This window comes from Trinickia symbiotica, assembly GCF_002934455.1.
In the GTDB taxonomy this organism is placed as follows: domain Bacteria; phylum Pseudomonadota; class Gammaproteobacteria; order Burkholderiales; family Burkholderiaceae; genus Trinickia; species Trinickia symbiotica.
On sequence record NZ_PTIR01000004.1, the window covers coordinates 185,974 to 199,661 of the forward strand.

Annotated in this window: 11 protein-coding genes; 2 read left to right on the top strand and 9 right to left on the bottom strand. The window is 65.3% G+C overall.

Annotation, left to right across the window (positions count from 1 at the left end):
• Nucleotides 1–10: 10 nt before the first annotated feature.
• The 7 genes from B0G57_RS08655 to ppa all read right to left on the bottom strand — a co-directional run bounded on the left by B0G57_RS08655 (nt 11) and on the right by ppa (nt 7,781).
• A complete protein-coding gene (locus tag B0G57_RS08655) occupies nt 11–1,219 on the bottom strand; it encodes a tetratricopeptide repeat protein (RefSeq protein ID WP_018443079.1) in 1,209 nt (402 codons plus the stop codon).
• Nucleotides 1,220–1,245: 26 nt separating this feature from the next.
• Nucleotides 1,246–1,677 carry an ExbD/TolR family protein gene (locus B0G57_RS08660; RefSeq protein ID WP_026230113.1) on the bottom strand — a complete coding sequence of 144 codons (432 nt, stop codon included), beginning with the start codon at nt 1,675–1,677 and terminating at the stop codon, nt 1,246–1,248.
• A 12-nt stretch (nt 1,678–1,689) separates the two neighbouring features.
• Nucleotides 1,690–2,109 carry an ExbD/TolR family protein gene (locus B0G57_RS08665; protein ID WP_018443081.1) on the bottom strand — a complete coding sequence of 140 codons (420 nt, stop codon included), beginning with the start codon at nt 2,107–2,109 and terminating at the stop codon, nt 1,690–1,692.
• Nucleotides 2,110–2,121: 12 nt separating this feature from the next.
• Complete coding sequence (locus B0G57_RS08670; protein WP_018443082.1) at nt 2,122–3,048, bottom strand: MotA/TolQ/ExbB proton channel family protein; 927 nt, start codon at nt 3,046–3,048, stop codon at nt 2,122–2,124.
• A 143-nt stretch (nt 3,049–3,191) separates the two neighbouring features.
• Nucleotides 3,192–3,860, bottom strand: a complete 669-nt coding sequence (locus B0G57_RS08675; RefSeq protein WP_018443083.1) for an energy transducer TonB — start codon at nt 3,858–3,860, stop codon at nt 3,192–3,194.
• Nucleotides 3,861–3,874: 14 nt separating this feature from the next.
• Entirely contained in the window at nt 3,875–6,604 is a 2,730-nt protein-coding gene (locus B0G57_RS08680; protein ID WP_026230114.1) for a TonB-dependent receptor, read from the bottom strand.
• Nucleotides 6,605–7,253: 649 nt separating this feature from the next.
• Nucleotides 7,254–7,781, bottom strand: coding sequence for an inorganic diphosphatase (ppa, locus tag B0G57_RS08685; RefSeq protein WP_020566475.1), 528 nt, complete (start codon nt 7,779–7,781; stop codon nt 7,254–7,256).
• Nucleotides 7,782–8,096: 315 nt separating this feature from the next.
• Here ppa and B0G57_RS08690 point away from each other — a divergent pair, with 315 nt between their 5' ends.
• A complete protein-coding gene (locus B0G57_RS08690) occupies nt 8,097–9,536 on the top strand; it encodes an aldehyde dehydrogenase family protein (RefSeq protein ID WP_018443086.1) in 1,440 nt (479 codons plus the stop codon).
• Between the two features lie 78 nt (nt 9,537–9,614).
• Nucleotides 9,615–10,373 (top strand): SDR family oxidoreductase, encoded by a 759-nt coding sequence (locus B0G57_RS08695; protein ID WP_018443087.1) that lies wholly within the window; start codon nt 9,615–9,617, stop codon nt 10,371–10,373.
• A gap of 50 nt (nt 10,374–10,423) precedes the next feature.
• Here the strand turns inward: B0G57_RS08695 and B0G57_RS08700 are convergent, their stop codons facing one another.
• Both B0G57_RS08700 and hemDX read right to left on the bottom strand, forming a co-directional pair.
• Complete coding sequence (locus B0G57_RS08700) at nt 10,424–11,617, bottom strand: heme biosynthesis protein HemY (RefSeq protein ID WP_018443088.1); 1,194 nt, start codon at nt 11,615–11,617, stop codon at nt 10,424–10,426.
• Between the two features lie 2 nt (nt 11,618–11,619).
• A complete protein-coding gene (gene hemDX, locus B0G57_RS08705) occupies nt 11,620–13,686 on the bottom strand; it encodes a fused uroporphyrinogen-III synthase HemD/membrane protein HemX (protein WP_018443089.1) in 2,067 nt (688 codons plus the stop codon).
• Nucleotides 13,687–13,688: the final 2 nt, after the last annotated feature.

A 13,688-nucleotide genomic window follows, 5' to 3' on the forward strand; every position in this document is an offset into this window, starting at 1 on the left:
TCGAAGCGCTTCACTTCGACGCGACGAGCAGCCACAGCCGCGCGAGATCGGCCGATCCGTCGTTACCCTTCACCGCGCGGAACGCCTGCACGGCGCGCGCCTTTTGTCCGGCAACGTAATAGGCGACACCGAGATGCAGTTGCGCTTGATCGGGATGATCGAGGCCGCCCTTCGCAATCGCCGATTGGATCGCCGCGATGCCCTCGCCGGCCTTGCCGGCAAAGACGAGGTTGAGCCCCTCGTCGATCGGCGCGACCGGATGGGCGCCATCGTCGGGCGCCGCGCCCTGGGCGCGCTTCGCCGCGAGGGCTTGCAGCCGCTTTTCGCGCTCGGCCTGGGCATCGTGCCCGAGCACGCCGGAAGCAAAACCTTGGTCGATGACCTGCTTCGCCTCGGCCGTGCTGCCGGCCACGATCGCGAGCTGCGTCATTTCCATGTAATCGTCGGCCGTATTCAACGAACCGGTCGCGCGTCGCAGCCGATACATGTCGATGTCGAGCCGCGACGAGTAACCGGGTTTGCTCCGTATGGCCGCGAAGAGATCTTGCCAATACGAGGGCTTCGGGTGGTAGGCGACGAGCGCTTCGAGCGCGCCGCGGTACGCCGCATCGTCCTTGGCATGTTGAGCACAAGTGCCGAGCAATTGCAGCTCGGACTCGTCGGGCGCGCGGCCCGCATGCAGTTGCGCATCGATCGACGCTTCGAGCAGCTTCGTGGCATCGACATAGTTGCCTGATTCGTAATAGGCCTCGACCAGCAGCGTGCGCATCTGCGGGTCGGTACCTCCCGCCTTCAGGTAGCGTTGCGCCGTCGCGATCGCCTTCGGCCAGGCGTGTTGCTGAAAATAGATGCCGGCGAGCGCGGCGGTGACCCGTTGCTCGTCGTCGCCCTTCAATTGGCCCGAGGCGAGCAACGTTTCATAAGCCTGCGTGGCAGTGCCCGTATCGCCTGCGGCCATAGCGGCCGCGCCCCGCATCTCTTCGATCATCGTCGTTTCATACGGCGTTTTGTTCGGCACGGCCGCCGCAACGGCGATCTTCGCGAGCGCATCCTTGTATTTGTGCGCGCGATAGAGATCTTGCGCGGCGTTGAGCGGCTTCGCGACGTCGGGGTGCAACGCGTCGGCAGCGCCCGCGTTGGACACGCCGAAGAGCACGATGCATCCGCCGATCACCGAGGCAGCGGCCGCGAGGCGGAACCCTTGGTAAATCCTATGCATTGCCAGATCCTTATTGCGCGTATTGCTTATTGCATGTATTGCTCATTGCCGACGAGCCCGATCTTCGTCGCGCCCTCGCGCTGCGCGGCGGCCATCACCTGGGCGACCGTCTTGTACGGCGCGAGCTTGTTCGGCAACAAATGAATCTCGGGCTGGACGGGCTGGGCCGCGACCTGCGCGAACTTGGCTTCGAGCGTCGCGCGATCGGGCACGACGACACCATTCCACGTCGTCGTGCCGTCGAAGTCGATATCGATCTGCACGATCTGCGGCGGCGTGGCCGGAGGCGGCGGATTGCCGACGGGCAGATCCATTTTGACAGCATGCATCTGGATCGGAATCGTGATGATCAGCATGATCAGCAGCACGAGCATCACGTCGATGAGCGGCGTCGTATTGATGTCGGCCATCACTTCCGGTTCGCCGCCGCGCCCGCCTGAAGAAACGTTCATTCCCATCGTTCGTATCTCCTACTCGCCGCGCGCGGGCGGCTGCGTAATGAATGAGACCTTCGCGATGCCCGCGCGCTCGCATGCGGTGATGACGCGACCGATGAACTCGTAGCGCGTCTCCTGATCGCCGCGCACGTGCACCTCCGGCTGCGGCGTCGAGACCGAGGCCGCCTTCAGGCGAGCGAGCAGCGTCGGCGCGTCGACGCGCGCTTCGTTCCAGAAGACGTCGCCGTCGCGATTGACGGCAATCTCGATGCTCTTCGGCTGCGTCTGCAGCGGGTGGACCCGTTCCTTCGGCAACTGGAGCGGTACCGTGTGCGTGACGACGGGAATCGTGATGAGGAAGATGATCAGCAACACCAGCATGACGTCGACGAGCGGCGTCGTGTTGATGTCGGACATGACTTCGTCGTCGCTCTCTCCAACGCTCATTGCCATGACTGACCTCGCTTACTCGACGGCCGCGGGCGATTTTTGCGCGGCACGCGCCGGACGTTTGCCGCCCGCGAGCAACACCGTATGGAGCTGGGCGCCGAACGCGCGCACGCGCTCCATGACGGATTTGTTCCGACGCACGAGGAAGTTGTAGCCGAGCACGGCCGGGACCGCTACGGCAAGGCCGATCGCGGTCATGATGAGCGCCTCGCCGACGGGGCCCGCGACCTTGTCGATCGATGCCTGCCCGGCGATGCCGATCGCGGTGAGCGCGTGATAGATGCCCCAGACGGTACCGAAGAGCCCGACGAACGGGGAAGTCGAGCCGACCGTCGCGAGGAACGCGAGGCCGTCTTGAAGGCGATTCGAGACGCTCGTGATCGCACGCTCGATCGAGACGTCGATCCACGTGTTGCGGTCGACGGCCTCGAGCAGCGCCTCGTCGTGATGGGCGCCGGCCTCGATGGCCGTCTCGGCGATGAAGCGGAACGGCGAAGACTCGTCGAGCTGCTTGACGCCTTCGGCAAGCGATGGCGCGCTCCAGAGTTGCTCGTCGGCATGCTTCGCGCGGCGGTTCGCGCGCAGTTGCTCGAAGAACTTCGTGATCATGATGTACCAACTGCCCATCGACATGATGACGAGCAGCCCGAGCACGAAGCGCGCGACAAAATCGCCGTTCTTCCAGAGCGCCCCGAGCCCGTAGGGGTTCGTGACGGTCTCGCCCGCGGGCGAGGCGTCGGGCGCAGCCGTGTTGTCGGCGGACGGGGCGGCGCTTTGCGGCGCCGGCGCGGACGCGGCGGCCGTGGCGGCATTCGAGGCGGACGCCGCGGCGCTCGCGTCGCTGGCCTGCGCATGGGCTGCGGTCGGCACGACGATACCTTCGGCAGCGGCGAAACCGATCACGAGGCTGGCAGCCAGTGCGGTAAGGGAACGCTTTTTCATCTTCTGCTCCAATCCGGCTCGCTCGATGAGCCGGTCTAAGATCGGTTGATCAATGCGCCGCCGTTGCCCGCTGTCGATAGCACGACGCAACGGCGGCCGCGAATGCTGGGTAGGCGTTGCGCGCGTCCGTAGGCGTTCGATGCTCAATTGAGATTGAACGAGAACGGCACCTGGACGCGAACGGCCTGACCTTGCGCAATGCAGTTGAATCGCTTGACCGCCCGGAACGCAGCCGTATCGAGACTGTCGTGATCGGACGATTGCGCCACGTGCTCGTTCGTGATGTGTCCTTGCGGATCGACGGTGAACTCGATCACGACGTTGCCCGTATCGCCGTTTTCCTGCGCGTCTTTCGGGTAGACGATCGAATTGCGGACCTCGTCCGAATTCGGACATACGACGCCAACCGAGGTCTGCAACGGTGCGGGCTTTGGCGCGGGCGCGGCCGGCGGCGCGGGCGGCACCGCTTTCGGCGTCTCGACCGGCGTGGCCTGATGCACGATCGTCTGCTGCGGCGGCGCCTGGACCGGCACTTCCGGCGGCGGCACGAACGGCGGGGGCGGCGGCGCGAACTTCGGCGGCGGAAGCTGCACGGGCGGAAGCGGCGGAGGCGGCGGCGGTTTGACCGGCTCGATGATCTTCGTCTCGATCGGCTTTTCGATCACGCGCACGACCTTGTTGGCAAGGCCGTTGACGAGCGCGTAGACGATCACGATGTGCAGCGCGATGACAGCCGCGAGGCCGCCGAAGCGGCGCGCGGGGTTCTGCTGTCTGCGTCCGAATTCGCGCGGGCGGGCGGCAAGCTCTTTCATACTCGGCTCGGGACTTAGAACTTGTAGGTCGCGCCGATCTGCGCAAATCGCCCGATGTACGAGTAGAGCGATGTGTCGTAGCCAGTCTGATCCAACGTGCCGTTCGCGAAGATCGGGTCATACGGCGGCGTGCGATTGAAAATGTTGTCGATGCCGCCGTAAATCGTCCAATGCTTGAAGCCCGTGTACGTCACCATCAGGTTGAACTGGCTGTACGAACCCACTTTGGTCGGAGCCGGCGCGGCGAAGAGGTTCTGCGCGTAAGGGCCCGTGAATTGCCACGTCAGAGCGGCGTCCCAGCGGTGGTAGTTCCAATCCAGCGTGGTATTGCCGCGCCAACGTGGGAAACTGCCGCCGAACGGCTGCGTGAGCGTGAAGTTGTTGCCCGCGCCGTCGACCGGAGCCTGACCGGGAATGCCGAGGCGGTAGTTCTTGACATAGGCCCAGTCGCCCGACAGCGTGAAAGTACCCAGCGTTTTGACCGGCACCGACTGACGGAACGTGGCTTCGAACCCGTTCGTGTCGAGGTATCCAAGGTTCTGGTACGGAATCACCTTGTACAGAAGTTGCCCCGTCGTCGGATCGATGGCGATTTGAGAAGGCGCCCCCTGGCCGATGACGTTGTCGATGCGGATCTTGTACCAGTCGAGACCGAAATCGGTGTAACGGCTCGGCGAAAGCTGGAAGCCGATGTTCAGGTTGCGCGTGCGCTCGGGTGCCAGGTTCGGGTTGCCGACGGTGATCGACGTATAGTTCTGACCGGTGGCGGGGTCGACCTGGATGCCGAGCGTCTGGGACTTGCTGTCTTCGACGAACGTCGGCGCGCGGAAGCCCCGGTTATACGACGTGTACATCGTCAATGCCTGCACCGGCTGATACCGGAGCGCGAAGCGCGGCGAGAACGCGCCGCCCACGTCGGTGTAATGGTCGTAGCGGCCCGACTGGCTGAACGTCAGGTTGCGCACGACCGGAATGTCGACCTGGTAATAGACGGCCGCGACATTGCGCGAACCGTTCACCGTCTGCAGGTTCGGAGTGATGACGGCACCCGACAGATACTCCGCGCCCGGCGTCAGCGCTTCGCTCTGGTGCGTGAATTGAGCGCCGAAGCCGATACCGACATCGCCGGTCGGCAGGTGGAACAGGTTCGGCGTCGAGATCGTCGCGTCGATCGTGTCCAGCTTCGAGATGCCCAGCGTGTTCGCGTCCTGGTACAAGCCGTTGAACGCGTTCGGCGTGGCCGCCGGATTCGCGAAGTTCAGCGTGCCGTTCTGATAGATATTGTTGAGCGCGGCAACGTTGAGCTGGTTCGTAAAGACGTTCGAGACCGTGTTTTGCGAGTGGCTGACCGACGTTGCCCAGTCCCAGTCGCCGTACGGCAGCGAGAACGTTCCCTTCACGCCGGTGGCGGCGCGCCAATAGTTCGAGTACGTCTTTTCCGCCACGGCGCCCGGGAACGCATAGGTCAACGGCGTCGCCGCGCCCGTGGTGTTATACGGGTTCGTGACCGGCACGACCGTGTTGAACGGCGAGAGCAGTTGCGTCTGCGGGTTCCAGACGAGCGCCGGGTTCTGCGGATTCCCGATGACGTTGTTCCATAGGCCGTCGTTGGTCGTCGTCCTGTTGTTGCTCTCGAGGAAGTCAGCAAACGCCGTCGTGGTGTCGTTGATCTTGAAGTCCGCGTGAAGCTTTGCGTTGAGGCGCTCCGTCATCGGCGCGATCGACGTGCTTTCCGCCGTGTTGTACGAGCAGACCGTGCCCGGCAAGCCCGCCGTCAGCGAGTTGGTCGCCGCCGGGTGCACCGAGCCGCCGAACGGGCACCCGCTCAGGGCCTGTGCACTGCCATCGGGCATGTTCCAGTACGACGGCGCAAGCAGCGAGAAGCCGCCCGGCTTGTTCGTGAAATCCTGATTGCGCGTGGAATCGCGATCGGCGAGCGTGAAGCCGTTCGACTTATAGTAACTCGCGGCCACCGTGACATTGAAACGATCCGCGTTCAGATCGCCAAAGCCGCCGAGGATGCCGAACTTCGTCGTGCCGTCGCCATTGCCGCCGTTGATGGCGCTGCCGTAACTGCCGTCGAGCTGTAGACCGTGGAAGTTGTGCTTGGTGATGATGTTGACCACGCCGGCGATCGCATCCGAGCCGTACTGAGAGACGGCGCCCGTCTTGACGATCTCGATGCGCTCGATATCGTTGAGCGGCAGTGTGTTCAAGTCGAAAAACGAGTCGACGCTGTTCGAGAAGAATGCGAACGGCGCGACGCGCTGGCCATCGACCAAGACGAGCGTGTACTTCTCCGACAGACCGCGCAGCGCGATGCCGGCCGCGCCGGCCGCGAAGTTGCCCGCCTGGCCTTCGCTCCAGCTATTGGCCGAATTGGCCGAGACATTGCGCAGAAAGTCGGCGACAGTCGTCGCGCCGCTTTGCTGGATGTCCTTGGGGGTGATCGTTTGAACCTGGTTGAAGCCGACCTTGTCGGAGCTGCGGATCAAGGATCCCGTCACCTGGATGCCTTGGATCTTGTGAACGGCACCGGTTGCCGCGGCCCCCGACGCCGCATCCGGGGCAGCGGCCGCCGCCCCGGATGCAGCCTTCGGAGCCTCGGCCTGGGCCGCATTCGAATTCCCTGTCGCGGCGGGCTCCGTCTGCGCGAACGCCGCATTCGCACCCAATGCCGCCGTCAGCGCCATTTCCGCCCATAGGATTTTCCGTATGGCCGATCCCAAAATCGTTAGTTTCATTTCACCCCTTCTATGCCGTTGTCGCGCAGGAACGTACCGGCGAGCAAGGGCCGTCGGCATGCCGCTGCATGCCTAGCCATTTACGTCGGTCGTTCCTTACAAATTAATTAGGAGTCCTATTCAATACGCCGACATCCCCTCGTCTTCTCCATCGCGGTCTAGCTTACAAATTAATTAGGACTACTATTCAAATAGCCGACGCCAACGTTTCCGCTCGTTTCGCTGGCTCAACTCGAATTGCCCGGCCGCGAGATGGACGCGAACATATCAAGACACAAACAAGGCGTCAAAATTTGTTTGATGGAATAAAAATCTTTTAAGGTGCAGTGCGCGCTTTTTGTGCACGCTTTTAGTGCAAAAAAAATGGACGGACCGGTCCGTGGCGCGTGCAGAGGCGCATGCAGCGGCGCAGTCGTCTCGCGGACGAGCGACCGAAACGCACCAATTTGGAGCGCACCGGTAATTTCTAGTAACAGATTTAGAGGAAATGCTCTGGACGCCGAAGTCACGAACGCCGGGTAACGACCTGCTTGCGGAGAGGGGGATTGGGGCGAGAACCGGGCCGCGAAGAAGACGCGCGGCAGGGCGATGTTGCGGTAGATCGGCGAACCCCTCGGCGCGAGGCTCGCCTCCGGTGAAGCTTCGGCGATTACTTCTTGAAGTTCACGACGCCTTCAGTGATTTCCTTGTGTGCTGCATCGAGATCGGCCCAGCCCTCGACCTTCACCCATTTGCCCTTCTCGAGTGCTTTGTATTGCTCGAAGAAATGCTTGATCTGATCCTTCAAGTACGCGGGCACATCGTCGATCGACTTCATGTGCGCGGTCATCGGGCAGAGCTTGTCGTGCGGCACGGCGACGAGCTTCGCATCGACGCCCGACTCGTCGGTCATCTGCAGCATGCCGAGCGCGCGCGAGCGCACGACGCAACCGGGAATCAGCGGAAACGGCGTGATGACGAGCACATCGACGGGATCGCCGTCGCCCGACAGCGTCTGCGGAATGTAGCCGTAGTTGACGGGATAGCGCATGCCGGTGCCGATGAAGCGATCGACGACGAGCAGGCCGAGTTCTTTGTCGGCCTCATATTTCACCGGATCGCTCTGCGCGGGGATTTCGATGATGACGTTGAAGTCGTGCGGCAAATCCTTGCCTGCGGGGACGTTGTTGAAGCTCATGACGTTTTCTCGACGGACGGTGGAAACAAAACGTTGATGAAGCGTGGTGACGACGGGCGGCGAAGGACGCAAAAATAGTGCGGCGGCCCGACGAAGGCGATGCGCGCCATTATAGCCGAGCGCATGTGACGCCCCTGCCGCCCCATTGTCCGCCGCAAACGCCCGGCTTCCATGCCCCCCACTGCGCGCTCGCATGCCCGCTTTCGCGCATGCGTCTTTCAGTGTCTGCGGGCATTCCCGTAGCTCACGCCACATCGGCGCCGATCGGCGCGATAATTGCCGCTCGGTTCTACCTTTCGATGAGGAGGAGCCTGCATGGAGGAAGCGAAGCATTTCATCGGCGGACAGTGGGCCGCTCCGTCGAATCACGAGACCATCGATGTGATCGATCCAGCCGACGGCTTGCCGTTCGCACGGATTGCGCGCGGCAGCGCCGCCGATATCGATGCGGCCGTCGCCGCGGCACGCACGGCGTTCGAAGGCGACTGGGGCGCCTTGAGCGCCGCCGAGCGCGGGCGTCTGCTCTACCGTCTTTCGATGCTCGTCGCCGCCTGCCGCGACGAAATCGCCGAACTCGAAGCGCGCGACACAGGCAAGCCGCTGCGCGAGGCGCGTGCCGATGCGGCCGCGCTCGTGCGCTACTTCGAGTTCTATGCGGGCGCCGCCGACAAACTGCACGGCGAGACCATCCCCTATCAAACCGGCTACACCGTCCTCACCGTGCGCGAGCCGCACGGCGTCACGGGCCATATCGTGCCGTGGAACTACCCGATGCAGATTTTCGGACGCAGTGTCGGCGCGGCACTCGCGGCCGGCAATGCCTGCGTCGTCAAGCCGGCCGAGGACGCCTGCCTCTCGCTGCTGCGGGTCGCCGCGCTTGCGGCCGAAGCCGGGCTGCCGGCGGGCGCGCTCAACATCGTGACGGGCTACGGCACCGAAGCGGGCGCGGCGCTGGCGCAGCACGCGGGCATCGGCCACATTTCGTTCACGGGTTCACCCCAGGTGGGCGCGCTCGTCGCGCGAATGGCCGCCGAGCATCATGCGCCCGTAACGCTCGAGCTCGGCGGTAAGTCGCCCCAGATCGTCTTCGCCGATGCCGACCTCGATGCGGCGATGCCCGCGCTCATGTCGGCCATTCTCCAAAACGCAGGCCAGACGTGCTCGGCGGGCAGCCGATTGCTGATCGAGCGAGCGATCTACGAGCCGCTCGTCGAGCGGCTCTCGTCAGCATTTTCCGGGTTGCGCGCGGGGCCGGCACGACTCGATCCCGATTGCGGGCCACTCATCAACGCGAAGCAGCGGCAACGCGTCGCGCAGTTCATCGACGAGGCGAAGCGCGACGGTATCCGCATCGCCGCACAAGGCACGGTCAGTGAGGAAGCGCCGACAGGCGGGTTCTACCAGCCGCCGACGCTTCTTGCCGACGTCCCGCGCACGCATCGCATCGCGCGCGAGGAGATTTTCGGGCCCGTGCTCGCTGCCTTGCCATTTGAAGACGAAGCCGATGCGATCGCGCTGGCGAACGGCACGGCTTACGGGCTCGTGGCCGGTGTCTGGACGCGCGACGGCGCGCGCCAACTGCGGCTCGCGCGGCGCCTGCGCGCCGGCCAGGTCTTCGTCAACAACTATGGCGCCGGCGGCGGCGTCGAACTGCCGTTCGGCGGCACCGGGCAATCGGGCTACGGCCGAGAGAAGGGCTTCGAGGCGCTTTACGGGTTCACGGTCCTCAAAACGATCGCGATTCGCCACGGATAACGACGGTTTGGGACGCAGAGACGGTCAGTACCCCGAATCAACGAGCCAGAGCAAGAAAGACAACCAGGAGACATCCCGATGAGACTGCAAGGCAAGACGGCCATCGTCACGGGCGGCGGCTCGGGCTTCGGCGAGGGCATCGCAAAGACGTTCGCGCGTGAAGGCGCGAACGTCGTCGTCAACGATCTGAACGGCGCCGCGGCCGAACGCGTGGCGAGCGAAATCGCGCTCGGCGGCGCGCGCGCGATCGCCGTTGCAGGCGACGTCACGCAGCGCGCCGATTGGGAGGCATTGCGCCAAGCGGCGCTCGAGGACTTCGGCAGCGTGCAGATCGTCGTCAACAACGCGGGCACCACGCATCGCAACAAGCCCGTGCTCGAAGTCGCGGAAGCCGAGTTCGATCGCGTCTTTGCCGTCAACGTCAAAGGCATCTACTGGAGCGTGCAGGCGTTCGTCCCCTACTTCCGTCAGCAAGGGGGCGGCGTCTTCGTCAACATCGCGTCGACGGCGGGCGTGCGGCCTCGCCCCGGCCTCGTCTGGTACAACGGCAGCAAGGGCGCCGTCATCGTAGCGAGCAAGGCGCTCGCCGCCGAGCTCGGACCGGACCGCATCCGTGTGAACTGCGTCAACCCGGTCATGGGCGAAACGGCCCTCCTCACCGAGTTCATGGGCGTGGACGATACGCCCGAGAATCGCCGGCGCTTTCTCGCCGGGATTCCGCTCGGCCGGTTCTCGACGCCGCAGGATGTCGCCAATGCCTCGCTCTTTCTCGCTTCGGACGAGGCCGAATTCGTGACCGGCGTCTGCCTGGAAGTCGACGGCGGCCGCTGCGTCTGAGCCCCCGCAGCCGCGGCTTCGATGTCGCCGCGCGCTCCGAAGCAGACACCTTAGACGACGTTCATCGCGAGCGCGCTCGCACGGTAATGCTCGTTCGCGCGCGTCGTATCGCCCAGCTCCTCGAAAAGCCGCGCGAGCGCGCGATGCGTGCGGATCGTCAATGCTTCATTGTCGTTCGAGAGCCGCAGCGCGCCTTCGAGGAACGATTGGGCCTTGCCCCAGAGCTGCTGTTTCAGGCACAGACGGCCGAGCGTGAACAGAAGGTCCGCATCGTCGGGCCGCGTCTTGTGCCACGTCTCGGCCTTCTGGATCAGCGGCAGGGCATCGCCCGCCACGGCGTCCGGGTAGCGGCGCAAAAGCCGCGCGTCCCAGTTGTGCTGCAGCGCGTCCTCGATGATCTTGCGCCCCTCCTCGTGCCGGTTCAGCGCGATCAGCAACTCGGCCGCGAGATCGGCGAGCCGCGGCGACTGCCGCTCGGCCGCCGATAGCGACTGCCAAAGCGCGAGCAAGGCTTCGGGATCGTGACGCCGGTCGCGCAGCAGGTTCTCGGCGGCCTGCTGGCGCAGCCGGACCGCGACGGCCGGATGGATCGCCTCGCGCTTTTCGAGCGTCTTCACGAGCTTGAGCACTTCGCCCCAGTTCTTCGCCTGCTGGTGCGCACGCAGCGCGATCTGCTGCGCGTGAATGCGGCGTGCGCCCTGCGACTGCATTTCGGTCAGCGCGGCGAGCGCCCCATCGGCATCGCGGCCGTCGGCGCGCATGTCGGCGCTCGCCATCAATCGCGCGTCCTGCCAGTCAGGCGCGTCGATGGCCGCGAGCCATTCGTCGCGCCGCGTGTACTCGCGCATCCGATGCGCGGCGCCTGCAGCGATAAGGTTAGCCGCGCCCTTGTTAGCGTCGTTCGAGAGGGCTTCGCGCGCGGCCTTCTCAGCGCGCGAGAACCGGCCCGCATAAAGATTGCCGATCGCTTCGCGCAACGCCGCATGCGCCTTCGCTGTGCGCGAGCGCGCCCGGTAGGCCGCCACGCGTTGCGGCATCATCCAGACGTTGCGGACGATCCGCGTGAGCGCATAGAGCGCGACGAAGATCGCCACGATCGCGACGACGAAGAAATTCAGCGAAACGTCGATGCGATAAGGCGGATAGACGATCAGCACCTGGCCCGTATCGAACCGCCCCACCGTCGCGAGCAGTGCCGCCAGCACGAACAGGAGCGCGAGCCACAAGAGTCCCCTCACCGCCATTGTCACCCCCCGGCCTTCGCGTTGTGCACGGCTTGCAGGCTCGCGTTGATGTCGGGCGCCTGCACCGATGCCGCGCCGTCGCCGACTTGCTTCAAAAGCTCGCGCACGGTGCCCGTGCTTTTCGCCGAACCGTCGAAATAGCGCGTGAGCGCCGCATCGGCCGCCTGCAGGTCGGACTTCAGCGTCGTCTGGTCGCGCGAGAGCAGCGCGATGCGCGCCGACAAGAGCCGCAGCTTCACGTTGTCGCGCACGAACCGGCCCTGATCGGGCGAGGCCAGCATCGCGTCGGCATTGTCGATTCGCCGCACCGCCACGACGCTTCTTAATTCGGCGCCGACGGCAGCCGAAACGGTTCGCCACCAGGCCTTCCAGCGCGGTTCGCCCGCCACGGCCGAACTCGCCGTCGCGGGGGCCGCCGTATTCGGCGCCGCGTGAACGACCGGGGCTTCGCCGGCGAGCGGCAGCGAGTCGATCCGCGCGATCGCATCGTCGAGCTTGATCGCAAGGCCCGCGAGGTCGACGGACGGCACACTCTTCAGCTTGTCGATGTCTTGCGCAATCGCGCGGCGCACGACGAGCGCCTGCGGGCTCGCCAGCGCCGCGAGCCGCGCATCGGCGCTTTGCAGCGCCGCCAGCGCGAGCTGAGTATTGCCCGTGAGCTGCAACTGCTCGCTCGCCGCCGACAGCATCTGCTCGACTTCCGCGAAGGTCCAGTCGTCGCGATTGCGCGCGAGATCGTCATATTGCTTCTGCAAGGCCTGCTGCGCCGTCTGCGCATCGGCGAGCTTGCCCTCGAGCTGCGAGAACTGCCCGCTCATCTGATGCACGGACGCAAGCGCTTCGTCCATCTTCAACCGCAGCTCCGCCGCTTGCGTGTCGAGCGCCTGCTGGCGCGCGGCCATACGGGCGTCGAGCCGGTCCATCTTGCGGTTGAGCGCGTAGGCGCCGATGCCCGTGGCGATCGCGACGAGCACCACCACGAGCCATAGCAGTACGCCACCGCCGCGGCGCCGCGGTTCGTCATAAGGGAACGGGACATTGGGCGGCAGCGGCGGCACGGCCGACGGCGGCGGTGGAACGGTCCTGGGTGAATCGTGGTTCGAATCAGTCATGCGCGAATGAGCCGAGGGTGAGGCGTGAGCCGGTTGATCGAGGGATGCGCGAGACGATGCCGACAAGCCGCGCAACGCCGTAGCGATACGCTCGTCGCCGGGGCCGGATGGCGTAATCCTATCAAAACCCAACTCCCGCGCCGTCTCGGCGATGCGCGGGTGCGGAACGACGAAAGGGGCGCGCGCAAGCGCCGCCCGCTCCGTTTCGGTCAGATGCGCACGCGCGAGCACCGCGAGATTGCGCACGCCCTCTGAGCTCGTCAGCAGCCATGCGTGCGGCGTGCCTGCGAGCAGCGCGCGTATGCGCGACCACGCTTCGGACGACGGTTGCGGGACCACGCGGCGATAGGCGGCGACATAGTCGACTTCGGCACCCGCCTCGCGCAAGCGATCGGCGAGCCATTCGCGGCCGCCGTCGCCGCGCACGATCAGCACGCGGCGGCCATCGAAGCCCTGTTCGCCGAATCGGGCCACGAGCGAGGCCCACAGCGCTTCCGAATCGAAGCGCGTGCCTTCCTCCGCGCCCGCCGACCCATTGGCCTGCCCGGCGCTCGCCGCCGTGTCGTCGCCGGGGAGCGCGCCGAAGTCAGGTTCGCCTCCGCTCGAGCCGGCGTCGCCGCGATCGGCTCCCCTCGGACAGAGGACTTCATACACCGGTGTCGCGATGCCGTGCCGCGCGAGCGCGGCGATGCTGCCAGGGCCGACCGCGCCGACGGGGATACCGCGCGGCCACGCACCCTCCAACCGCGCGAGCGCATGATCGATCGCATTGGGCGAAACGAAGACGACGAGCCCGTACGTTTCGAGCGCCGCGAGCGCGGCGCGAAGCGGCGCATCGTCCTCGACCGCGGAGATCCCGATGAGCGGGAACTCGAGGACGGCCATGCCGTCGCGGGCCAGCCGCGCCGCGAGTCCGGCCGACTGACCGGCGGGACGCGTGAGGACGGCCGTGAACATGG